The sequence below is a fragment of the Micromonospora sp. NPDC005686 genome (genome assembly GCF_042871665.1).
Taxonomy (GTDB): Bacteria; Actinomycetota; Actinomycetes; order Mycobacteriales; family Micromonosporaceae; genus Micromonospora.
This window is the reverse complement of sequence record NZ_JBIAIY010000004.1, coordinates 161,900-182,729: the sequence shown is the minus strand read 5'-3', so window position 1 is coordinate 182,729 and position 20,830 is coordinate 161,900. Positions and strand designations below refer to the sequence as shown.

Below are 20,830 nucleotides of genomic sequence, written 5' to 3'. Positions count from 1 at the left end.
TCGGTGCGTTCGCTCATGCCTCGTAGCCTCCGTTCACCAGCCCCAGCCGGATCAGATCGGTAAGTGGTTCGGCGATGCTGCACGAGCCGTACCCGACCCAGAGCGGGCGCTCGGCGTCGCGGTGCGCCCGGGCCGGCTCGACCACGCGTACCGGGTCGGTGGCGGCGAGCAGCTCGGCCACGCCGTCCACCTCGGCGCCACCGACGGCGGCGAGCGTCGCGCCCAGCACGTTGACGAAACCGTGGTGGTTGAAGCCGGTCTCCGGGTCGCGGTGCCGGATCGCGTGGTGCAGCCCGGCGGTGAGCTTGAACGGCAGCTTCCGGTCCCGGCAGGCGCAGATCACCGCGGCCAGCTCGACCGGGGTGGGGAACAACTCGGCGGCGAGCCCGCCGGTGCGGAACTTGACCGCCACCGGCAGCCCGCCGGCGCGCGCCTCGGCGAGCGTGTCGAGCGCGCCCATCAGGCCGAAGGTCAGCGGGATCTCCGCGTACACGGCGGCGGCGCCGTCGAGCCGGTCGGCGAGCACCACCAGCTCGGACAGCCCGGGTTGCGGGTCCTCGCCGCGCTTGGCCACCGGCGCCTCGACCTGGCGGGCGGTGACGCCCAGCGGCGGGAGGAACGACAGCGCCTGCGGCAACCGGTCGAGGCCGGTGTCGCCGATGAGGCCGACGACGAAACCCTCGGCCGGGTCGACCAGGCCGTCGAGCGACCCGCGCTGGATCTCCGAGGCGGGCAGCAGCAGTGGGCCGACCATGCCGGCGTACCAGGCGGTGCGGTGGGTGCGGTGCGCGGTCACCGCGTCGGGCAGCGGGGCGTTGCCCGGCGGGAAGACCGCGGCGTCGTCCACCAGGCCGGAGAGGAGGCGGGGCACCTGCGTTGACACGAGACAAGAATGTACGGGACGCTACGAGGAACGGACAACAGCGTCCGATTATCGGACGCCACCGGCCGGAGAACGGGACATATCGGGAGGCGAGATGCCGTACTACCGCAGCGTCGGCGACGTGCCGCGCAAGCGCCACACCCAGTTCCGCCAGCCCGACGGCACGCTCTACGCGGAGGAACTGGTCGGCCAGGAGGGCTTCTCCTCCGACTCGTCGCTGCTCTACCACCGGCACGCGCCCACCGCGATCCTCGCCGCCGAGGAGTACGCCCCGCCCACCGTCACCCGCGTGCCGAACCTGCCGCTCAAGCCGCGCCACCTGCGCACGCACAAGCTCGACGGCACCGGCGCCGACCCGGTGCTCGGCCGGCAGTACCTGCTCGCCAACGACGACGTACGCATCGCGTACGTGCTGGCCGACCGCCCGTCGCCGCTGTTCCGCGACGCCACCGGCGATCACTGCCTCTACCTGGAGGCCGGGTCGATGCGGGTCGAGTCGCCGTTCGGCGTGCTCGACGCGGTGGCGGGCGACTACGTCGTCATCCCCACCTCGACCATCCACCGCCTGGTGCCCACCGGCGACGAACCGACCCGGCTGCTCGCCGTCGAGGCCGCCGGCCACATCGGGCCGCCCAAGCGCTACCTCTCCGTACGCGGCCAGTTCCTGGAGCACGCGCCCTACTGCGAGCGCGACGTCCGGGGACCGGACAGCCCGCTGCTCGTCGACGGCGAGGAGGTGGAGGTGCTGGTCAAGCACCGCCGCGGTTGGACGAGGTACGTCTACGCCAACCACCCGTTCGACGTGGTGGGCTGGGACGGGCACATGTACCCGTGGGCGTTCTCCATCCACGACTTCGAGCCGATCACCGGGCGGATCCACCAGCCGCCGCCGGTCCACCAGACGTTCCAGGGCCCGAACTTCGTGATCTGCTCGTTCGTGCCGCGCAAGGTGGACTACCACCCGGCCGCCATCCCGGTGCCGTACAACCACCACAACGTCGACTCCGACGAGATGCTGTTCTACACCGGCGGCAACTACGAGGCCCGGCGCGGCTCCGGCATCGAGCAGGGCTCGATCTCACTGCACCCGTCCGGCTTCACCCACGGCCCCCAGCCGGGGGCGGCGGAGCGGTCGATCGGGGCGGAGTTCTTCGACGAGCTGGCGGTCATGGTGGACACGTTCCGGCCGCTGGACCTCTGCGACGCGGCCGCCGACTGCGAGGACGACGGCTACGCCTGGACCTGGGCGCGCAAGTCCTGACGTACGCGACGAGGGGCCGCGCCCGGCACGGACGCGGCCCCTTCGCACGCGGTCGTCAGAACGTGGACGCGTCGATGACGAAGCGGTAGCGCACGTCGGACGCGAGCACCCGCTCGTACGCCTCGTTGATCTTCTCGGCTCCGATGACCTCGATCTCGGCGCCCAGCCCGCGCTCGGCGCAGAAGTCGAGCATCTCCTGGGTCTCCCTGATGCCGCCGATGCTCGACCCGGCGAACGACCGCCGGCCCGGGATCAGCGAGAACGCGTGCACCGACAGCGGCTCCTCCGGAGCGCCCACGTTGACGAGCGTCCCGTCCACCGCGAGGAGCCGCAGGAACGCGTTCATGTCGATGGTCGCGCTCACCGTGTTGATGATCAGGTCGAACGAGCCCGCCAGCGCGGTGAACGTGTCCTCGTCCGCCGTGGCGTGGTAATGGTCGGCGCCGAGCCGCAGCCCGTCCTCCCGCTTCTTCAGCGACTGCGACAGCACCGTCACCTCGGCGCCCATCGCGTGAGCCAGCTTCACGGCCATGTGGCCGAGGCCGCCCATGCCGATCACCGCCACCCGGCGGCCCGGCCCGGCGTTCCAGTGCCGCAACGGCGAGTACGTGGTGATGCCGGCGCAGAGCAGCGGCGCGGCGGCGTCCAGCGCGATGCCGTCCGGGATGCGCAGCACGAAGTCCTCGGTGACCACGATGGCCTGCGAGTAGCCGCCCTGGGTCGGCTTGCCGTCCCGGCCCACCCCGCCGTACGTGCCGGTGTTGCCCTTCAGGCAGTACTGCTCCAGGCCCTTGCGGCAGCTGTCGCACTCGCGGCAGGAGTCGACCAGGCAGCCGACGCCGACCCGGTCGCCGGCGGCGAACTTCGTCACCGCGGAACCGACCTCCCGCACCACGCCCGCGATCTCGTGACCCACCACGATCGGGTAGCGGGTCGGCCCCCACTCGCTGCGCGCGGTGTGGATGTCGGAGTGGCAGATGCCGGAGAACTTGATGTCGATGAGAACGTCGTCCGGTCCGAGATCGCGCCGCTCGATGGTGGTCGGGGTGAGCGGTTCGGTCGCGGACGTCGCCGCGTAGGCGTTGACGGTGAGCACTGGTTCCCGCTTCCTTCAGCCGGTGTTTCCGGTCCTCCTACCCTCTCACCGGCGAGCGAACGCGGTGAATCCCGCCACCACCGCGGCGGTGATCGCCCCGGCCAGCGGCCACGGGCCGCCGACCAGCGCGTACACGAGCAGCAGCAGCACCGCGGCGGCGGCCCCGTAGACCGGTGCGGACAGCCCGCGCGACATCGCCTCGCGCAGGCCGGGCCGCCATGTCGCCGGACGCCGCAACAGCACCGCCACCCCGGCCACCGACAGCACCGCGAACAGCCGCGACGCGCCCGGCGAGGCCGGGGCCAGGGCGGCGACCAGCACGCTCGCGGCCAGGGACCAGCCGGCCACCGACAGCAGGAGCCTCCGGATGCCGGCGTCCACGGTCCGCGCCGGGTCCGGACGGGCCACCGGCAGGTCTGCCATCGCGGTCAGGTGTTCCAGCGTCTCGGCGTACCGGCGTCGTTCCAGGCGGGCCACGCCCACGTCCTGCCCCGCCTCGCCCAGCTCCGGGTCCAGCCGCAGCGCCTCCCGGTAGGCCCGCTCGGCCAGGTCGAACAGTTGCAGCCGCACCGCGACCAGGCCGAGCACCAGATGCGCCTCCGGCTCGTCCGGGGCCAGCTCCACCCCGCGCCACGCCGCGTCCAGCGCCGCCTGCCCGTTGCGCGACGCGGAGAGGAGGGCGGCGGCACTGCGCTGCGCGTACGCGTCGCCCGGCGCACGCGTCAGGATCTCGTCGGCGGTGGCCGCGGCGGGCTTCCAGTGTTCGAGGTCGAGGAGCGCGAACCCGCGCGCCACGAGCGCCGGTACGACCGCAGCGGCGGCGTGCACGCCGGTGCCGGGTGTCTCAGCGGCGCGCGTCCCCGTGCCGGGTGTCTCAGCGGCCGGCTGCGCGCCGCCGTCGGCAGTGGCCGTCTCGACGGCCGGTGACACGGCGGCCACAGCCGTCTCCGTGGCGGCGAGCGCCTCGGCCGGGCGCCCGGCGGCCAGGTGCATCCGCGCCAGCATGGTCAGCGCGGGCAGGTGCCCCGGCTCGGCCGCGAGCAGCGCGGTGAGCTCGCCGATCCCCTCGTCGTAGCGCCCCAGCTCGGCGAGCAGGTGCGCACGCTGCAGGTAGCCGTCGGCGGCGGACTGGTCGGGTGCGGCGTCACTCGGCATCACCGCGAGCGTATCCGCCCCGGCCCACCGGGTACGGGCGTGCCCGGCGTCAGGCACTCCGGCAGGACGTGCCCGCCCGGCCGCCACACGTCCCCAGGCTGCACCACCGGCGCAGCCCGCTCTCGTCGAGGAACAACCACCCGCACCGCCGGTCCGGGCAGACCCGCACCGTGAACCGGGCCGGTTCGGCGAGCAACTGCGCGCCGCTGAACGCGGCGGCGTGCACCGGCAGCCGGAGCCCGGCCGTCAGGTCCGGCCACCAGCGGCCGCGTCCGTCGGCCTCGCGCCGGAAGACGAGCGTACGAGCGGCGGCCTCGGCGGCCCGGGCGACCGTCTCGAACGCCGGGCCGTCGTCCGGGTCGACCAGGCTGGCGTAGAGCGCGGCGCGGAGCGTACGGGCCTCGTCGAGCACCGCCTCCGCCGCTTCCGGGTCACGCCGCGCCAGGTGCAGCAGGCGGTTCACCGACACCTCGTCCACCAGCCCGACGTGGCCGGCCCAGACGGCAAGCGTCCGGTAGCCGCGCAGCCACTCGGCGCCGGGCAACGAGGGCTCGTGCCCCCAGCCGGCGAGGGTGTTGCAGAAGTCCAGGGCCGGGTGGCCGCCCACACTCCACGGCAGACTCTCGTCGCCGACCCGGATCTCGTGCATCGGCCGGCCGACCCGGTCCAGCCGGTCGTCGCCGGTGAGCACCCGGCGCTGCACCTCCCGGAGCCGAGGCCCCGGCTCGACGCCGAAGTCGGCCACGAGCAGGTCCCGGGTGGCGCGGTAGAGGCGCAGTGCTTCGGCCCGCCGGGCACCCCGGTACAGGGCTGTCATCAGTACTGCCACCAGGTGTTCCCGGGTCGGATGCAGGGCGGCCAGCGGCATCAGCTCGGCGATCGCCTGCGGGTGCCGGCCCAGCGCGAGCTGCGCCTCGGCGCGCAGTTCCACGGCGACCAGGCGAAGTTCGTCGAGCGAGCCGTGCAGCCGGTCGCGCAACTCGTCGTCCGCCGCGTCGGCGAGCAACGGTCCGCGCCAGAGGGCCAGCGCCCGGTCGAGCGACCGCACCCGCTCGCCGGGATCGACGGCTCTCCCGGCCGCCCGGACCAGCTCCGCGAACTCGTCGGCGTCGACCCGATGCCCGTCCTCCTCCACCACGTAGCCCTCGCCCCGGGTGCTGATCCGCACCCCGTACGGGTTGAGCGACCCCCGCAGCCGCCCGATGTACGTCTGCACCGCGCCGCGGGCCGTGGCCGGCGGCCGGCCGTTCCAGAGCAGGTCGATGAGGCGGCCGGTCGGCACCACCCGGCCCACGTCGAGCAGCAGCACCCCGAGCAGGCAACGCTCCTGGCGCCGGCTGCCGACCTCGACCGGTCGACCGTCGTGGCGGGCCTCGAACGGCCCGAGCAGGCGGAATTCCATACCGAACAGGACGACCCGGCCCGGGTCCCTGGTTGTCGTCCGACGGTGATCGCGTGGTGAGGGACCCGGCGGCCGGCCTCGCCCGCTCGGACGGGCCGTCGCTCGACGCGGTGAGCCGGTGGTGAGCAGGCCCGGTGATGCTGCCCGTCCAGACCAGCGACGGATGGAGTGAAGATGCGGTTCAGGATGAGTGTCACGGTGGCGAGCGTCGTGGCGGCGGTGGTCGCGGCGATGCCCGGCCCGGCGTCCGCCGCGCCGGAGCGGCACCACGGCGCCAGCGCCTGGGAACCCGCGCCCCAGGCGCCGTTCGAGATGCCGGCCGGTGCGCGGTGCGAGTTCGCGGTACGGGTCGAGCCGATCGTGGACGAGGTGCGGAAGCTGACGCTGGAGACCTACCCGGACGGCGCACCGAAGCGGGAGTTGTTCACCGGCGCCCTGATCAACCGGGTGACGAACCTGGAGACCGGTGCCACGTCCACGGCGGACGCGAGCGGCACCTCCCTCGTCGCCTACCGCACCGACGGCTCGATGACCTGGTACGTGACCGGGCCGGTGCTGCTCGGCTTCCGGGAGAACGCGGGAACGCTGCCGAAGGGGCTGTGGATCGTCGACGGCCAGTTCCGAGTCGAGTTCTCCCCCACCTTCGACAAGACCATCACGATGCTCCACGGCACGACCCACAACGTCTGCACCGACGTCGACTGATCCGCCGGACGCGGTGACCGGCGTTCCCGGTCACCGCGTCAGTCGGCCGGCGGCTCGTAGACCAGGGCCACAGCGATCCCGGCCAGTCCCTCCCCGCGCCCGGTGAAGCCCAGACCGTCGGTGGTGGCCGCGGAGACCGTCACCGGGGCGCCCACCGCCTCGGAGAGCACCCGCTGCGCCTCCTCCCGGCGCGGCCCGATCTTGGGACGGTTGCCGACCACCTGCACCGACACGTTGCCGATCCGGAAGCCGGCCGCCCGTACCCGGCGTGCGCTCTCGGTCAGCAGCGCCACCCCGGACGCGCCGGCCCACTCCGGCTGGTCCACCCCGAAGTTCGCGCCCAGGTCACCGAGTCCGGCGGCGGACAGCAGGGCGTTGCAGGCGGCGTGCGCCGCCACGTCGGCGTCGGAGTGACCGGCCAGGCCGTCCTGGTCCGGCCAGTGCAGGCCCGCGACCCAGCACGGCCGCCCGGCCGCGAACGCGTGCACGTCGGTGCCGATGGCCACCCGAGGAACGATCATGACCAGAGGGTACGCATATGCCGGGAGATATCTTGGTAGCAAGGAGCCCCTATGGGGGCCGTTACGTACCAAGATCTCGAAGCCGCGAGCGGCGAGCGTCAGGCGCCGGTGGTCAGCAGGTGTTCGGCCAGGGCCAGGTCGAACGGGCGGGTGATCTTCAGGGCCAACTCTGAGCCGGGTACGCAGGTCACCGCGCCGCCCTGCTTCTCGACCAGCCCGGCGTCGTCGGTGAGCACGTCACCAGCCGAACCGTGGGCCGCGATCAGCACCGACCGGCGGAAGCCCTGCGGCGTCTGCACCGCGCGCAGCGCGGACCGGTCGACGGTGCCGAGCACGCGCTCGGTCGCGTCGACCTCCTTGATCGTGTCGACCACCGGCAGCACCGGGATCACGGCGTCGTGCCCGGCGCGGACCGCCGCGGCCACTGACTCGACCAGGTAGGGTGGCGTGAGCGCACGGGCCGCGTCGTGCACCAGGACGATGTCCGGACCGGCGGGAACTGCCGCGAGGGCGGCCGCCACCGACGCCTGGCGTTCGGCGCCACCGGGGACCACTGCCACCGGGGCCACGGGGGCGAGCATCGCGCGGACCGTCTCGACCTCGGTGGCCGGCGCGGCCACCACGATCGTGTGCACGGAGGGCGCGGCGGCGATCCGGCGGACCGCGTGCACCAGCAGTGGCTCGCCGGCCAGCATCCGGAGCGCCTTGGGGGCGCCGGGTCCGAGGCGTACCCCGGCACCGGCCGCAGGAACGAGGACCGCGACGTCACCGCGCGGATTGAGCTGCGCGGTCACGTCGCGGTCCTCGGATTCGTTCGCTGCGGGGTGGGTAGAGGCAGAGGCGTGGATCAGGCCTCGGTCAGCACCTTGTCGAGCAGCGTCTCGGCCTCGTCCTTGGTGCTCTTCTCCGCCAGCGCGACCTCGCCGACGAGGATGTCACGAGCCTTGGCGAGCATCCGCTTCTCGCCCGCCGACAGGCCACGCTCCCGCTCCCGGCGCCACAGGTCGCGAACGACCTCCGCCACCTTCAGCGGGTTACCGGAGGCCAGCTTCTCCAGATTTGCCTTGTAACGCCGCGACCAGTTGGTCGGCTCCTCGGTGTGCGGTGCACGGAGCACGTCGAAGACCTTGCCCAGGCCCTCTTCGCCGACCACCTCGCGCACACCCACGATCTCGGCGTTCTCGGCAGGCACCCGGACCGTCAGGTCACCCTGCGCGACCCTCAGGACGAGGTATTCCCTGGGCTCGCCCTTGATGACCCGAGTCTCGATTGCCTCGATGAGTGCGGCCCCGTGGTGGGGGTAAACAACGGTCTCGCCGACACTGAAAACCATAGGTTCGAAACCCCTTTCGCTGTGTCTAGGGTAACACGCTCAGGCACCGATGTCTCACCGCTGTCCTGACCGTTGGCGCAGCTCAGGGGCCCTGTGAGAGGTATTTCTTCAGCTTGACAGGCGGCCAAACCAATGGTTTCAACACGCTCCGTCAGGAACACGTGACAACCCGGTAACGGGTGACGGGAGCGTCAGATCTAGGGCTATGCGCTCCTTCCATGGTAGCTCCGCAACTCCGTTCGCGCCCAGGTGTGGCGTTACGACGGCCGGTGCGGGACGCTGGTGAGGGACGTGACGTCCGCTCACCGAGACGTACCTGGGGGTCCGATGGGCGTGCCTGACGCTGACGGCCAGGGGCCGTCGGACGGGCTGCCCGGCCTGCCCCCGGAGTGGGGAAGGGTGGTCGTCCCGGACGACGCCTCGGCGCTCGCCGACGAGGCCCGGCAGGTCCGCCGGGAGCTGCGTGGCGCGCGGCGCAGCTCCGGCCGGCATACCGGCCCGGCCCGCCTCGGGCTGCCGGTGCTGATCCTGCTCGTGTCGGTGCTCGTCACGCTCGCCGGGCTGGCCGCCGTCACGTGGCCGCGTACCGGCACCCGGTCCGGTGCGCCGACGGTGCTCCCGCGCTCCACCGCCGCGCCCCAGCCGGTCGGCCCGCTGCCCGCCCTGGACCTGGTCGGCGCGGACGACACGCCGGTGCCGCTGCGCAGCCTGCTGCCCGCCGTGATCATCCTGGTCGACGCCTGTGCCTGCGCCGAGCAGGTCGGCACCGCGGCACGCGCCGCCCCGCCCGGCGTCACAGTGGTCACCGTCACCGAGGGCCGCAGCGCCGGGCCCGCGAGCGTCCCCGGGGTACGCCCGCTCGGCGACCCGGCCGGCGGCCTGCGCTCCTACCTGCACCTGTCGCCCCACCCCGGCACCGCCGCCGCGCTGCTCGTGGACCGGCGGGGCGCTCTGGTCCGGGTGGTGCCGGAACTGGGCCCGCTGTCGGACTACGGCGCCGACCTGGCCCGGCTGGCCGGCTGAGCCGCGGCGAGAAGGGCGGCGCGACCGCGGTCAGTAGAGCGCTTCGAGCCGGGCGTCCAGTTCGACCCGGCCGCGTACACCGCTGAACCGCACCAGCACCGGTGCGCCGGTCCCGCCCAGCACGGGCAGCTCCAGTCGCCCGCCGCACCGGAGGAACCGACGCCCGTCGCCGGACCCGGCGCCGGAGAGCTGCACGGCGACCGCCCCGTCCCCGGAGCAGCTCACCGTCAATCGGTAGTCGTCACCGCGCGAGGGGTTCACCTGCCGTACGACGGGCGGGCCGTCCGGCGTCAGGCCGGACGTCTCCCGCCACACCACGTGCGACGTCTGGAGCACGCGCGCGGTGCCGTCCGCCTCCACCCGCATCAGCACCGACCGGTCCGGCTCGGTGACCGCCCCACGGCGCACCCCGAGCGGCAGATCGCTTCCCGGACGGGACGGCCAGGCGGCGCCGGTCGACGGGTCGACCATCAAGGTGCGGGAGAGCGGTTCGACACTCGCGTCCGGGGCCGCCGTGGCCGGACCGGGCTCCGGTGCCGCCGACAACCACCAGGCCGCCCCGGCCACCAGCGCCAGAACGGTCAGGACGGCGAGCACCACCCGCCCGTCCCGCTCGTCGGAGGCCATGACGGCAGCCTATCCGCGCAGACCCGGGCGGGGCGAGCCGTCAGCCCACCCGTTCCAGCAACACCGCGTAGAGCGTCAGCCCTGGCCCGAACGCGAGCATCACCACCCAGCGCGGCGACGGCTCCGCGCGCCACAGCCGGTCCAGGATCAGCAGCACCGTCGGCGACGAGCAGTTGCCGTGCTCGGCGAGCGTCCCCCGGGACGCGGTGAGCCCGTCCGGCGGCAGGGCCAGTTCGCGCTCCACCACGTTGAGGATCCGCGGCCCGCCCGGGTGCACGGCCCAGCCGTCCACGTCGGAACGCTCGCACCCGTGCCGCGCCAGCAGGTCGTCGATAAGCGTCCGTACGTGCCGGGAGAGGACCTGCGGCACCTTCGGCGACAGCCCCATCCGGAACCCGGTGTCGGTGACGTCCCAGGTCATGTGGTCGGCCGTGGAGGTGTCGGTGACCGAGGCGACCTCGCGCAGCGCGTACCCCCGGCCGCCCGGGACGACCACGGCGGCGACCGCGGCGTCCGAGAACAGCGCGTGGGAGACGATCTGCTGGGTGTCCACCCGGGCGCCCGGCGGCTGGATGTGCAGGCTGGTCAGCTCCGCGCAGAGCAGCAGCGCCGGCCGCCCCCGGGCGGTGACGAAGTCGCTCGCCGCGCCCAGTCCGGGCAGCGCCGCGTAGCAGCCCATGTGCCCGACGAACATGCGCTGCGTGCTCGGCGACATGCCGAGGTCCCGGGCGAGCAGGATGTCCAGCCCCGGCGTGGCGTACCCGGTGCAGGAACAGACGATGAACAGGCCGATGTCGGCGGCGTCCAGCCCGGCGGCGGTGAGTGCCCGGCTGACCGCCTCCTTGCCCAGCGGCAGCGCCTCCACCTGGTAACGGCGCATCCGGCGCTCGGTCGGCCACTCCGAGACGTCCTCCAGCAGCGGGTTGACCGCCGCCTGCCGCCGGGTCACGCCCGAGTTCGCGAAGATCCGCTCGGCCAGTGCCCGGGTGTTCCCCTGGAAGTGCTCCGCGAAGAAACCCGTCCACAGCTCGTCCTGCGCCGCGGCCGGCGGTTGTGCCGTACCCAGACCCGCGATCACCGGTATGCCCACGTCCCCCACCCCTCGCCCTCCCTCACCTCTCGCACCAACCCTGCTCACCAACGAGGGAGCGCGCTGTCCCGGTCCGGGTCGCCGCCCAGCGCGGCGATGCCGAGCCAGTCGGCGCACACGTCGGACGTGGCCGGATGCAGCGATCCACAGCGGGCGTCCCGGTAGAGCCGCTCCAGCGGATGCCCGCGCCGCGTCGCCGACGTGCCCGCCGCCTCCAGCATCGAGGCGGCGACCTCGGCCGCGGTGGTGCCGGCGAGCAACTTGGCCCGCCACACCCAGCGGTTCGTCTCGGCGTCGCCGGGCGCCTCGTCGACCCGCCGGGCCGCCTCGGCGACCACCAGTTCGGCGGCGGCGGTGGCCGCGTCGGCCCGGCCCAGACGGGCCCGCACGGCGGGCAGGCCGGCGAGGTTGCGCGCGTTGAGGTGCTCGGCCGCGGCGTCGACGGCGGCCCGGGCCACGCCGACGTAGACCGCCGCATAGCTCGCCACCAGCCAGTGCGGCATGAGCTGGGCGACGACCAGGGCCAGCCCTTCGACGCCGCCGAGCAGCCGGTCGGCCGGGACCGTCACGTCCAGGTGCACGTCGTGCGAGGAGGTGGCCCGCATGCCGAGTGAGTCCCAGGTGGGCTCGACGGTGATTCCCTCCCCGGCCGGGACCAGGAACTGCGACACCACCGACTGGTCGGCGGCACTGCGGGCGGCCACCAGGTAGCCGTCCGGGTGGCCGGCCCCGGAGCAGAACGTCTTGCTGCCCTTGATGTGCCAGCCGCCCTCGACCGGCTCGTAGACGGTGCTGAGCTGGGACAGCCGGGCGCCGGCGCCGCGTTCGCTCATCGCGACCGCGTACCAGGCGCCGTCGGCCGCCGCGCGCAGCAGCCGGTCCCGCGCCGCCAGCGCCTCGTCCGGTACGCCGAGCGCCTCGGCCAGTTCCTCGGTGACCGCGCCCAGCGCCCCGGTGACCGAGGCGTGCATGTTGAACACCAGCGCGGTCGCGCCGTTGCCCCGGGCCAGTTCGGTGGCGACCGCCGCGTACTCGGCGAAGCTCGCGCCCGCGCCGCCCAGCTCGGGCGGCACCATCAGGCCGAACAGCCCGGCCGCCCGCAGGTCCGCGAAGTCGTCCACCGGGAACGAGCCGTCCCGGTCGTGCTCGGCCGCGCGGGCGGCCAGTCGCGGCGCCAACCGGCGGGCCGCCTCCAGCGCGTGCACACTCATGTCGCCCCCTTCTCGGCGTCCTTTACCCTGGGTGGCCCCGGCTACCCGCTCCGGCGCCCCCAGCCCTGGTACAGCACCGCCGTCGACCGGGTCGGCACGATGCGCGGTTCGGTCCTGCCCGGACGGTCGCCGCCGCCGCGCACACGGCGCAGCAGCCAGGCGAGTGTCCCGCCCAGCTCCGGGCGCACCCCGCGCACCGTCAGGGACACGCCGTGCCGGGCGCACTCGGCGACCAGTGCGCGGGCGTCGACGAACAGCCGTGGATCGTGGATGCCACGCGGCACCGTGGGCAGCCGTTCGCCCAGCTCCACCGCGATCAGCCGGGCCAGCAGCGTGTCGTTGAGCGTGTCCAGCACCAGCAGGCCGCCCGGTCGCAGCAGCCGGCACGCCTCGGCGACCGCCCGCCGCCAGTCCGGTACGTGCTCCAGCACCTCTCCGGCGGAGACCACAGCGGCGCAGCCGTCGGCCAGCGGCACCGCTGTCGCGTCGCCCTGGATCACCGTCACGCCGTGCGCGGCGGCCTGGTCGAGCGCGGAGCGGGTCAGGTCCACCCCGACGTGGTGGTAGCCCTTTCCGGCCAGGTGCGGCGCCAGCAACCCGGCGCCGCAGCCCAGGTCGACGAGCAAATCGTCCGCCGTGGACGCCGGAGGCACGAGCTCCGCCCGGGCGCGGGCCAGCCAGTGCAGCATCGCGAACGCTCCGTCCGGCCGCCACCACTCGCCGGCCAGGTCGTCGTACTGCCGGGGGTCGTTCGGCGGCAGCACCCGGTACGGAGTGGACACCGGGGACGCGTCGGGCATGCGTCGAGCGTGGCACGACTGACCGGTAACGACCAGACTTCCGGGTATGTCGACACGGGTGTCAGGGCTCGTCCGGGCGAGCCATCCGGAGCCGGCGGCGGCGGTCACGGTGGTCGCCGCGCTGCTCGCCGTCGGTGTCGGCCACTCGGCCGGGGGTGTCGTGGCGGTGGCGCTGACCGTGCTGGCCAGTCAGCTCGCGGTCGGGTGGAGCAACGACCTGATCGACGCCGACCGGGACGCCGCGGTGGGGCGTACCGACAAACCGGTGACCGACGGCGCGGTGGCCCGCCCGACGCTGGCCCGGGCCACCGCGGTGGCCGCCGTCGCCGTGCCCCTGCTGGCGCTGGCCGGCGGCCCGGCCGCGGCGGCCTGTGCCACCCTGGGCCTGGCCTCCGCGCTGCTCTACAACCGGCCGCTGAAGTCGACGCCGGTGTCGGTGCTGCCCTACGCGGTCTCGTTCGGCGCGCTGCCCGCGTTCGTGGTGCTCGCGCTGCCCGGCTCGCCGGCGCCCCCGCCGTGGCTGGTGGCCGCCGCCGCGCTGCTCGGCGCCGGCGCGCACTTCGCCAACGTGCTGCCCGACCTGGCCGACGACGCCCGCACCGGAGTGCGCGGGCTGCCGCACCGGCTCGGGCCGGCGGGCTGCCGGCTGGCCGCCGCCGGGCTGCTGCTCGCGGCCACCGTCGCGCTGGTCCTCGGCCCGCCCGGGCCGCCGTCGTGGACCGGCCTGACGGCGGTCGCCGCCGCCGTCGCCGTGCCGGCGGCCGGCTGGTACGCGGGACGCTCGGCCGCCGGACGTTCGGCCGCCGCCTTCCGGGCGGTGCTGGTGGTGGCGCTCATCGATGTGGTGCTCCTGGTGACGAGCGGCCGGGTCGTGTGAGCAGGCCCCTCCGAGGTGGTATTGCCGGGTCCGCGTGCGGGCCTCGATCAGCTCCAACTACCCTGGAGCGCGGTCTGCGCGGGTATGGCCACCCCGTGCCCGGTGGTCGACCGGGCGGGGATCGTGACGAGGAGGACCGACGTGACGCGCTCGATCAGGGGTTCCCGGGGGTCGGCCCTGCTACTGGCCGGCACGGCGGCGGCGGGCCTGCTGCTGTCCGGGTGCGGTACCGGGCAGATTTCCGAGACCGCCAACAAGATCCCGTCGGTGCAGGGCGTCAACGTCCAGACCTCCGACAACCTCTACAAGGTGCGCGGTCTCTACGTGCAGTTCCCGGGCCCGAAGGGCTACGAGGCCGGGTCGAACGCGCCGGTCAACGTGGTGATCTACAACGACAGCGAGAAGCCGGTCACCGTCACCGTCACCACCGACAGCGCGCGGGAGATCGTGCTCGCCGGTTCCGGAGCGGGCGAGAGCGGCGCGGCCACGCCGACCGGTTCGCCCACCGAGCCGGTCACCACCTCGCCGACCGCGAGCGACCCGAGCGCGTCGCCGAGCCAGTCGCTGGAGGTGACCGGGTCGCCGTCGGCGAGCGGGTCCGCCAGCCCGTCGCCGAGCGAGACCGAGTCCGCGCCCGCCGGCCAGCCGGCCCGGATCGAGATCCCGGCGCTCGGTTACGCCCAGCTCAACGCCGGCAACCCGCGGTTCCTCCAGCTCGTCGGCCTGACCGAGAAGCTGCTCGTCGGCCAGCAGGTCGACCTGACCTTCGACTTCGGCGACGGCAAGGTCATCAAGACCCCGGCCCCGATCGGCATCCCGCTGACCGCGGAGGCCACGCCGTCGAAGATCGTGAACCCGCGTGAGCACGCCGGTGAGGACGGCGGCGCCGAGGGCGGCCACTGACCTCCGTCCTCCTTCCGTCGGCACCGCCGCCGTGGCCAGCGCCACGCCGGCGGTGTCGCCGTTTCGGGTGGGCTTTCGTCGTACGGTCCGGTTAGCGTCCGGTGGTGACCTCGCCCCGATCGACCTCCTCCCGCGCCGGCGCCGGTCGCGGTCGCGCCGCCGCCCGCGAACCCCGCCCGGCCTACGAGTGCGACGCCTGCGGCCACCAGCCCCCGAAGTGGGTGGGCCGGTGCCCCGAGTGCGGCGAGTGGGGCTCGGTGGTCGAGTGCACGGTCACCGGCCCGATGGTCTCCGGCCGGGTGGTCAGCTCACGGATGCCGGCCGAGCCGGCCCGGCCGATCGCCACGATCAGCGCCGCGCCCGCCCGGGCCCGTCCCACCGGCGTCAGCGAGCTGGACCGGGTGCTCGGCGGCGGGCTGGTCCCCGGCGCGGTGGTGCTGCTCGCCGGTGAGCCCGGCGTGGGCAAGTCGACGCTGCTGCTCGACGTGGCCCAGCAGTGGGCGGCCGGGGCCGGCAGCCCGTCGCTGGTGGTCAGCGGCGAGGAGTCGGTCAGCCAGGTGCGGCTGCGCGCCGAGCGGATGGGCGCGCTGCACGATCAGCTCTACCTGGCCGCCGAGAGCGACCTGTCCGCGGTCCTCGGCCACCTCGACGCGGTGAAGCCGGGGCTGCTGGTGCTCGACTCGGTGCAGACCATCTCGACCACCGGCACCGAGGGGGTGCCGGGTGGCGTCACCCAGGTCCGCGCGGTCACCGCCGCTCTGGTCGCGGTCGCCAAGGAACGCGGCATCGCCACCGTGCTGGTCGGGCACGTCACCAAGGACGGCCAGGTGGCCGGTCCCCGGGTGCTGGAGCACCTGGTCGACGTGGTGCTGCACTTCGAGGGCGACAAGCACTCCTCGCTGCGCATGGTGCGTGGCGTGAAGAACCGCTTCGGCGCGGCCGACGAGGTGGGCTGCTTCGAGATGCACGAGGGCGGCATCAGCAGCCTCGCCGATCCGTCCGGGCTGTTCCTGACCCGCTACTCCGAGCCGGTGCCGGGCACCTGCGTGACGGTGGCGATGGAGGGGCGCCGGGCGCTGGTGACCGAGGTGCAGGCGCTGATCGGGGCAACTGTCGCCGGCTCGCCCCGGCGCACCGTCTCCGGCCTCGACAGCGCCCGGCTCGCCATGGTCCTCGCGGTGCTCCAGCGCCGCACCGAGCGGCTCACGCTGCACGACCGCGAGGTCTTCGCCGCCACCGTCGGCGGCATCCGGGTGGTGGAGCCGGCGGCCGACCTGGCCGTGGCGCTCGCGGTCGCGTCCGGCGGGCTCAACCTGGCGCTCAACCCGCACCTGGTGGCCATCGGCGAAGTGGGGCTCACCGGCGAGGTCCGCCGGGTCGGCGCGGTGCCCCGCCGGCTGGCCGAGGCGGCCCGGCTCGGCTTCCGGCTGGCCCTCGTGCCGACCGGGTGCGGGCCGGAGAGCAGCGGCGCCGGGCCGGAGAACATGCGGGTGGTCGAGGTCACCGACGTGCGAGCCGCCCTCCAGGCGGCCGCCCGGGCGTCGGCGGAGTGACACGGTGGGATCCGCCGGACGTTTTCGGGCAGGCCACGCAGGCCGCACCGACCCGCCCGAGCCGGGCATCGTGACACATCACAGTAACCACGAGAGCACCCACCGCATGGCAGTCCGTAGACTGTGCCCGTGCCGATCGACCGCGATGCCACAAAGCCCGCAACGGCGACGCCGCACGCCCGTACCGGCGCCGTGAGCGGCAACCCCGCTCGCGCCATCAGCGTGAGCGTCAACGGAAGCGTCGGCGGCGGGGCCGGCGCCGATCCGCTGCGCGCCAATCTCGCCCTGATGGCTCCGGGCACCGCCCTGCGCGACGGCCTGGAGCGGATCCTGCGCGGCCGCACCGGCGCGCTGATCGTGCTCGGCTACGACAAGGTGGTCGAGCAGATCTGCACCGGCGGCTTCCCGATGGACGTGGAGTTCTCCGCCACCCGGGTCCGGGAGCTGTGCAAGATGGACGGCGCGGTGGTGCTCTCCAGCGACGGCACCCGGATCGTGCAGGCCGGCGTGCACCTGATGCCCGACCCGTCCATCCCCACCGAGGAGTCCGGCACCCGGCACCGCACCGCCGAGCGGGTGGCCCGGCAGACCGGCTACCCGGTCATCTCGGTCAGCCAGTCGATGCGGATCATCAGCCTCTACGTCAACGGCCAGCGGCACGTGCTGGACGACTCGGCGGCCATCCTGTCCCGCGCCAACCAGGCGCTCGCCACGCTGGAGCGCTACAAGCTGCGGCTGGACGAGGTCTCCGGCACCCTCTCCGCCCTGGAGATCGAGGATCTGGTCACCGTCCGCGACGCGGTGGCGGTGGTGCAGCGGCTGGAAATGGTCCGCCGGATCGCCGACGAGATCGCCGGCTATGTGGTGGAGCTGGGCACCGACGGCCGCCTGCTGGCGCTTCAGCTCGACGAGCTGATGGCCGGCGTGGACGCCGATCGCACCCTGGTCATCCGCGACTACCTGCCGACCGGCCGCAAGTCGCGCACGCTCGACGAGGCGCTCGTCGAGCTCGACCTGCTCAGCGCCACCGAACTCATCGACCTCGTAGCGGTGGCGAAGGCGATCGGCTATCCGTCCGCCTCCGACGCGCTCGACGCGGCGGTCAGCCCGCGCGGGTTCCGCCTGCTCGCCAAGGTGCCCCGGCTGCCGGTCGCCGTGGTCGACCGGCTGGTGGTGCACTTCGGCAGCCTCCAGCGGCTGCTCGGCGCCACAGTCGAAGACCTTCAAGCGGTCGAGGGCGTGGGCGACGCCCGCGCCCGCGGCGTCCGCGAGGGCCTGTCCCGGCTCGCCGAGGCGAGCATCCTCGAACGGTACGTCTGACCGACCGCTCAGCCGGTGACGGTCAGCTTCACCGGCTCGCTGATCTTGGTGCCGACCCGGGCGAACAGCTGGTACGCGCCGATCGCGGCGAAGTCACCGTTCGCCACCCCGTTGGCGCACCTGTTGTCCCGCCGGCCGTTCCAGCCCAGCTCGTAGGAGCGCTCGAAGTTCGGCGTGAACGACTGCACGTCCGAGCCCTTGCCGGTGCCGCAGGTGTCCGACGACCAGATCTTCTCCGCGCCCGACTTGAGGTACAGCTCTTGGAGATCGGCGCCGACGTCCCGGCTGCAGGTACGCTTCGACACGTTCTTGACCTTGAGGCGCAGCGTGACCACAGTGCCCCGCTGGGCGGTGGGCGGCACCGCTACCGGCGTCACCAGCAACTCGGAGTCGGTGCAGGTGCCGTCGTCGGAGACCGGCTGGCCGGTCGCGCCGCCGTTACCGGTGCCGCCCCCGTTGTTCGCGCCGCCCCCGTTGTTCGCGCCCCCGCCGGTGTTGGCGCCACCGCCGTCGGCGTCGCCGGCCGTCGGTGACGGGCCGCCCGACTGCGGGGTGAGCACCGAACCGGACGGGTCGGGCTGAGCGCCGGCGGAACCAGTCGGGGACGGGTCCGTACCCGGCGCACCGGTGTTGCGGTCCGTACCGGTGCAGGAATAAAGCAGGACAATCAGGAAGAGCAGCCCCGCTCCGAGCACGACGGCACGACGCCGCCAGTACACGGCAGGGGGCAGAGGGCCGACCGTCAGACGCATGATGCGCCTACCGTAGCCGCGCGGCGCACGGCTCGTCGGTCCGACGCGCCGGGAACCCGCCGCGGCACCCGCGCAGCCGTCCAGAGTGGAGCACCACGGCCACCGTCAGAGGTAGACTTTGCGCTGGTAGATCGCGTGCGCGCCGGCCACCCGGTCGAGGAAGAGCAGCCCGGCGCAGTGGTCGATCTCGTGCTGGAGCGCACGCGCCTCGAAGGCGTCGGTCACCAGCCGGACCGGCTCGCCGCTGCCCGGAAGCACACCCTCGACCACCAGGCGGCCGGCCCGCTTCACATCGCCGGTCAGGTCCGGCACCGACATGCAGCCCTCCCGGCCGGCCTTCCACCGGGACGCCTCCACCACCCGGGCGTTGCAGAGCACGAACGCGCCGTGCACCGTGACCGCCTTCGGATGCCCCGTCACGTCCACCGCGAACACCTGCGCGCTCACCCCGACCTGCGGCGCCGCCAGGCCCACACAGCCGGGCGAGACGCGCATCGTGGCCACCAGGTCGGCGGCGAGGCGCACCACGTCGGCAGACGTCGGATCGACCTCCGGGCCGGGTCGGCTCAGCACCGGCTCCGGGGCCGTTACCACCGGACGTACCGCACCGGGAACGCCGAGCTTCTCCGGTGTCCAGCCGCCCAGGCCCGCGTACTCCGGCCCGGTCACAGCAGATCCGTGTCCGCCGGGCGGAGGCTGACCCCCACGCCCAGATCCGCGGCGACCCGGGTGAGCCGGCCGGCCACCTCGTCCGACACGCCGGGCGCCAGCTCGACCTCGGCGACCACCACGTAGAGCGAGCCGGTGAGCCGGGTGCTCAGGTCGGTCACGTTCCCGCCCGCGTCGGTGAGCACCCGGGTCATCGCCGCGACGATGCCCATGCGGTCGGCACCGTGCACCGTCAGCACGTACGGCTCCCCGGTGGGCTCGCTGCCGCCGTCCGGCGTGACCGCGCGTACGGTCGCCAGCAGGTGCCCCTCGGCGGCGAGCGGGGCCAGCGCGGCCTCCACGTCGGCGGCGGCCGGGCCGACGCAGATCAGCGTCATCGCGAAGTGTCCACGCAGCCGGGTCATCGTCGAGTCGGTGAGGTTCGCGCCGAGCCGGGCGAGGACCTCCGCGACGTCGGCCACGATGCCCGGCCGGTCCCGGCCGATGACGGTGATCGCGAGCTCGTTCATCCGGACATTCTGCCCCGTCGTCCATGATTGATCGCGGCCGGCCACCCGGCCCGCCCACCCTGCGGGAAAGACAGCCGTGACATGATCGGCGACGCGATGTCCGAGCCCACATTCGCCACCCTGGTCAGCCGGTGGTACGAGCGCAGCGCCCGCGACCTGCCCTGGCGCAAGCCGGGCATCGGCGCGTGGGCGATCCTGGTCAGCGAGGTCATGCTCCAGCAGACGCCGGTGGTCCGGGTGGTGCCCGCGTGGGAGGCGTGGCTGGCCCGCTGGCCCGAGCCGCGCGCGCTGGCCGAGGACACCCCGGCCGAGGCGATCCGGATGTGGGGGCGGCTCGGCTACCCCCGCCGGGCGGTACGCCTGCGCGAGTGCGCGGTGGCGATCGTGGAGCGGCACGGCGGCGTGGTGCCCGACCGGCTCGACCACTTACTGGCGCTGCCGGGCGTCGGCACGTACACCGCCCGCGCCGTCGCCGCTTTCGCGTACGGGCAGCGGCACCCGGTGGTGGACACCAACGTCCGGCGGGTGGTGTCCCGGGCGATCGCCGGTGAACCCGACGCCGGGCCCACCACCCGCCCGGCCGATCTCGTCGCCACCGAGGAACTGCTGCCGATCGAGCCGGCCGCCGCGGCGCTGGCCAGCGCCGCGTTCATGGAACTCGGCGCTGTCGTCTGCACCGCCCGCGCGCCCCGCTGCGCGATCTGCCCGGTCGAGTCGAGTTGCGCCTGGCGGGCCTCCGGCCAGGCCGCCCCCACCGGACCGACCCGCCGCCCGCAGCGCTACGCGGGCACCGACCGGCAGGTACGCGGACTGCTGCTCGCGGTGCTGCGGGAGTCCACCGGCCCGGTGCCACACCGGCGGCTGGACCAGGTCTGGCACGACGACGTGCAGCGGGCCCGCGCCCTGGCCGGCCTGGTCACGGACGGCCTGGTGGAACCGGTGGGCGAGGAGTCGTTCCGCCTGGCCGGCGACGGCCCGCCGTCCCCCTCCCCACTCCCCCACCTGCCCCACCCGCCCCACCACCAGCGTTGATCAAGGAGTGATACAAACTCCTTGATCACCGGGGTCTAGGGCCGGACGGGGGTGTGGAAAGGCGACGGCCCCGGTGGCTTTCGCCTACCGGGGCCGTCGCCCTTCGTG

22 protein-coding genes are annotated in these 20,830 nt (G+C 74.0%); 8 read left to right on the top strand and 14 right to left on the bottom strand.

What is annotated here, in order from left to right; genetic code table 11:
* Nucleotides 1-13: 13 nt before the first annotated feature.
* On the bottom strand, nucleotides 14-883 hold the full coding sequence (locus ACFYON_RS11295) for a hypothetical protein (RefSeq protein WP_354868812.1): 870 nt from the start codon (nucleotides 881-883) through the stop codon (nucleotides 14-16).
* Nucleotides 884-977: 94 nt separating this feature from the next.
* Between ACFYON_RS11295 and ACFYON_RS11290 the strand changes: the two genes are divergently transcribed.
* Entirely contained in the window at nucleotides 978-2,144 is a 1,167-nt protein-coding gene (locus ACFYON_RS11290; protein WP_354868814.1) for a homogentisate 1,2-dioxygenase domain-containing protein, read from the top strand.
* Between the two features lie 55 nt (nucleotides 2,145-2,199).
* On the opposite strand, the gene ACFYON_RS11285 is transcribed toward ACFYON_RS11290, so the two are convergent.
* From ACFYON_RS11285 to ACFYON_RS11275, 3 genes are read right to left on the bottom strand one after another with little or no spacing between them, the layout of a single operon-like run.
* Nucleotides 2,200-3,240, bottom strand: a complete 1,041-nt coding sequence (locus ACFYON_RS11285; protein WP_354868816.1) for an NAD(P)-dependent alcohol dehydrogenase — start codon at nucleotides 3,238-3,240, stop codon at nucleotides 2,200-2,202.
* Nucleotides 3,241-3,285: 45 nt separating this feature from the next.
* Nucleotides 3,286-4,395, bottom strand: a complete 1,110-nt coding sequence (locus ACFYON_RS11280; RefSeq protein WP_354868819.1) for a tetratricopeptide repeat protein — start codon at nucleotides 4,393-4,395, stop codon at nucleotides 3,286-3,288.
* A 49-nt stretch (nucleotides 4,396-4,444) separates the two neighbouring features.
* Complete coding sequence (locus ACFYON_RS11275) at nucleotides 4,445-5,797, bottom strand: BTAD domain-containing putative transcriptional regulator (protein WP_354868821.1); 1,353 nt, start codon at nucleotides 5,795-5,797, stop codon at nucleotides 4,445-4,447.
* A gap of 174 nt (nucleotides 5,798-5,971) precedes the next feature.
* On the opposite strand from ACFYON_RS11275, the gene ACFYON_RS11270 reads away from it, so the two are divergent.
* A complete protein-coding gene (locus tag ACFYON_RS11270; RefSeq protein WP_354868823.1) occupies nucleotides 5,972-6,502 on the top strand; it encodes a hypothetical protein in 531 nt (176 codons plus the stop codon).
* Between the two features lie 38 nt (nucleotides 6,503-6,540).
* On the opposite strand, the gene ispF is transcribed toward ACFYON_RS11270, so the two are convergent.
* From ispF to ACFYON_RS11255, 3 genes are all read right to left on the bottom strand, one after another.
* Nucleotides 6,541-7,023 (bottom strand): 2-C-methyl-D-erythritol 2,4-cyclodiphosphate synthase, encoded by a 483-nt coding sequence (gene ispF / locus ACFYON_RS11265; protein ID WP_354868826.1) that lies wholly within the window; start codon nucleotides 7,021-7,023, stop codon nucleotides 6,541-6,543.
* 98 nt (nucleotides 7,024-7,121) lie between these two features.
* Complete coding sequence (ispD, locus tag ACFYON_RS11260; protein WP_354868829.1) at nucleotides 7,122-7,817, bottom strand: 2-C-methyl-D-erythritol 4-phosphate cytidylyltransferase; 696 nt, start codon at nucleotides 7,815-7,817, stop codon at nucleotides 7,122-7,124.
* A gap of 53 nt (nucleotides 7,818-7,870) precedes the next feature.
* Entirely contained in the window at nucleotides 7,871-8,356 is a 486-nt protein-coding gene (locus tag ACFYON_RS11255) for a CarD family transcriptional regulator (protein WP_013288937.1), read from the bottom strand.
* A gap of 327 nt (nucleotides 8,357-8,683) precedes the next feature.
* Between ACFYON_RS11255 and ACFYON_RS11250 the strand changes: the two genes are divergently transcribed.
* Complete coding sequence (locus ACFYON_RS11250; RefSeq protein ID WP_354868833.1) at nucleotides 8,684-9,379, top strand: hypothetical protein; 696 nt, start codon at nucleotides 8,684-8,686, stop codon at nucleotides 9,377-9,379.
* Between the two features lie 30 nt (nucleotides 9,380-9,409).
* Here ACFYON_RS11250 and ACFYON_RS11245 read toward each other — a convergent pair whose 3' ends face one another.
* The 4 genes from ACFYON_RS11245 to ACFYON_RS11230 are packed head-to-tail and all read right to left on the bottom strand — an operon-like array spanning nucleotide 9,410 to nucleotide 13,107.
* Nucleotides 9,410-10,006 (bottom strand): hypothetical protein, encoded by a 597-nt coding sequence (locus ACFYON_RS11245; RefSeq protein WP_354868836.1) that lies wholly within the window; start codon nucleotides 10,004-10,006, stop codon nucleotides 9,410-9,412.
* Between the two features lie 40 nt (nucleotides 10,007-10,046).
* The gene (locus ACFYON_RS11240) at nucleotides 10,047-11,096 is read right to left on the bottom strand and encodes a type III polyketide synthase (RefSeq protein WP_387188104.1); all 1,050 of its coding nucleotides are present in this window, start codon (nucleotides 11,094-11,096) and stop codon (nucleotides 10,047-10,049) included.
* A 44-nt stretch (nucleotides 11,097-11,140) separates the two neighbouring features.
* A complete protein-coding gene (locus ACFYON_RS11235) occupies nucleotides 11,141-12,307 on the bottom strand; it encodes an acyl-CoA dehydrogenase family protein (protein WP_354868842.1) in 1,167 nt (388 codons plus the stop codon).
* A 41-nt stretch (nucleotides 12,308-12,348) separates the two neighbouring features.
* On the bottom strand, nucleotides 12,349-13,107 hold the full coding sequence (locus ACFYON_RS11230) for a methyltransferase domain-containing protein (protein WP_354868845.1): 759 nt from the start codon (nucleotides 13,105-13,107) through the stop codon (nucleotides 12,349-12,351).
* A gap of 46 nt (nucleotides 13,108-13,153) precedes the next feature.
* Between ACFYON_RS11230 and ACFYON_RS11225 the strand changes: the two genes are divergently transcribed.
* The 4 genes from ACFYON_RS11225 to disA all read left to right on the top strand — a co-directional run bounded on the left by ACFYON_RS11225 (nucleotide 13,154) and on the right by disA (nucleotide 17,760).
* On the top strand, nucleotides 13,154-13,984 hold the full coding sequence (locus ACFYON_RS11225; RefSeq protein WP_354868847.1) for a UbiA family prenyltransferase: 831 nt from the start codon (nucleotides 13,154-13,156) through the stop codon (nucleotides 13,982-13,984).
* A 141-nt stretch (nucleotides 13,985-14,125) separates the two neighbouring features.
* Entirely contained in the window at nucleotides 14,126-14,887 is a 762-nt protein-coding gene (locus ACFYON_RS11220) for a hypothetical protein (RefSeq protein WP_354868849.1), read from the top strand.
* Nucleotides 14,888-14,988: 101 nt separating this feature from the next.
* On the top strand, nucleotides 14,989-16,440 hold the full coding sequence (radA, locus tag ACFYON_RS11215; protein ID WP_354868852.1) for a DNA repair protein RadA: 1,452 nt from the start codon (nucleotides 14,989-14,991) through the stop codon (nucleotides 16,438-16,440).
* A 129-nt stretch (nucleotides 16,441-16,569) separates the two neighbouring features.
* Nucleotides 16,570-17,760: a DNA integrity scanning diadenylate cyclase DisA gene (disA, locus tag ACFYON_RS11210; protein WP_349880028.1), complete on the top strand. Its 1,191-nt coding sequence runs from the start codon at nucleotides 16,570-16,572 to the stop codon at nucleotides 17,758-17,760.
* An 8-nt stretch (nucleotides 17,761-17,768) separates the two neighbouring features.
* On the opposite strand, the gene ACFYON_RS11205 is transcribed toward disA, so the two are convergent.
* The 3 genes from ACFYON_RS11205 to ACFYON_RS11195 all read right to left on the bottom strand — a co-directional run bounded on the left by ACFYON_RS11205 (nucleotide 17,769) and on the right by ACFYON_RS11195 (nucleotide 19,690).
* Nucleotides 17,769-18,512 carry a hypothetical protein gene (locus ACFYON_RS11205; protein WP_354868855.1) on the bottom strand — a complete coding sequence of 248 codons (744 nt, stop codon included), beginning with the start codon at nucleotides 18,510-18,512 and terminating at the stop codon, nucleotides 17,769-17,771.
* A gap of 105 nt (nucleotides 18,513-18,617) precedes the next feature.
* Entirely contained in the window at nucleotides 18,618-19,181 is a 564-nt protein-coding gene (locus ACFYON_RS11200; protein WP_354868858.1) for a peptide deformylase, read from the bottom strand.
* Nucleotides 19,178-19,690: an ACT domain-containing protein gene (locus tag ACFYON_RS11195; RefSeq protein WP_354868861.1), complete on the bottom strand. Its 513-nt coding sequence runs from the start codon at nucleotides 19,688-19,690 to the stop codon at nucleotides 19,178-19,180. Before ACFYON_RS11195 ends, ACFYON_RS11200 begins: the two co-directional genes overlap by 4 nt.
* Before the next feature lie 96 nt (nucleotides 19,691-19,786).
* Between ACFYON_RS11195 and ACFYON_RS11190 the strand changes: the two genes are divergently transcribed.
* Nucleotides 19,787-20,722: an A/G-specific adenine glycosylase gene (locus ACFYON_RS11190; RefSeq protein ID WP_354868864.1), complete on the top strand. Its 936-nt coding sequence runs from the start codon at nucleotides 19,787-19,789 to the stop codon at nucleotides 20,720-20,722.
* Nucleotides 20,723-20,830: the final 108 nt, after the last annotated feature.

What these genes read in the sequence shown, in the direction of transcription:
- ACFYON_RS11255 (WP_013288937.1), bottom strand. Translation starts at nt 8,356, where the DNA reads ATGGTTTTCAGTGTCGGCGAGACCGTTGTTTACCCCCACCACGGGGCC.
- ACFYON_RS11235 (WP_354868842.1), bottom strand. Translation starts at nt 12,307, where the DNA reads ATGAGTGTGCACGCGCTGGAGGCGGCCCGCCGGTTGGCGCCGCGACTG.
- ACFYON_RS11245 (WP_354868836.1), bottom strand. Translation starts at nt 10,006, where the DNA reads ATGGCCTCCGACGAGCGGGACGGGCGGGTGGTGCTCGCCGTCCTGACC.
- ACFYON_RS11230 (WP_354868845.1), bottom strand. Translation starts at nt 13,107, where the DNA reads ATGCCCGACGCGTCCCCGGTGTCCACTCCGTACCGGGTGCTGCCGCCG.
- ACFYON_RS11270 (WP_354868823.1), top strand. Translation starts at nt 5,972, where the DNA reads ATGCGGTTCAGGATGAGTGTCACGGTGGCGAGCGTCGTGGCGGCGGTG.
- ACFYON_RS11250 (WP_354868833.1), top strand. Translation starts at nt 8,684, where the DNA reads ATGGGCGTGCCTGACGCTGACGGCCAGGGGCCGTCGGACGGGCTGCCC.
- ACFYON_RS11280 (WP_354868819.1), bottom strand. Translation starts at nt 4,395, where the DNA reads ATGCCGAGTGACGCCGCACCCGACCAGTCCGCCGCCGACGGCTACCTG.
- ACFYON_RS11195 (WP_354868861.1), bottom strand. Translation starts at nt 19,690, where the DNA reads ATGAACGAGCTCGCGATCACCGTCATCGGCCGGGACCGGCCGGGCATC.
- ispF (WP_354868826.1), bottom strand. Translation starts at nt 7,023, where the DNA reads ATGATCGTTCCTCGGGTGGCCATCGGCACCGACGTGCACGCGTTCGCG.
- ACFYON_RS11225 (WP_354868847.1), top strand. Translation starts at nt 13,154, where the DNA reads ATGTCGACACGGGTGTCAGGGCTCGTCCGGGCGAGCCATCCGGAGCCG.
- ACFYON_RS11190 (WP_354868864.1), top strand. Translation starts at nt 19,787, where the DNA reads ATGTCCGAGCCCACATTCGCCACCCTGGTCAGCCGGTGGTACGAGCGC.
- ACFYON_RS11275 (WP_354868821.1), bottom strand. Translation starts at nt 5,797, where the DNA reads ATGGAATTCCGCCTGCTCGGGCCGTTCGAGGCCCGCCACGACGGTCGA.
- ACFYON_RS11290 (WP_354868814.1), top strand. Translation starts at nt 978, where the DNA reads ATGCCGTACTACCGCAGCGTCGGCGACGTGCCGCGCAAGCGCCACACC.
- ACFYON_RS11205 (WP_354868855.1), bottom strand. Translation starts at nt 18,512, where the DNA reads ATGCGTCTGACGGTCGGCCCTCTGCCCCCTGCCGTGTACTGGCGGCGT.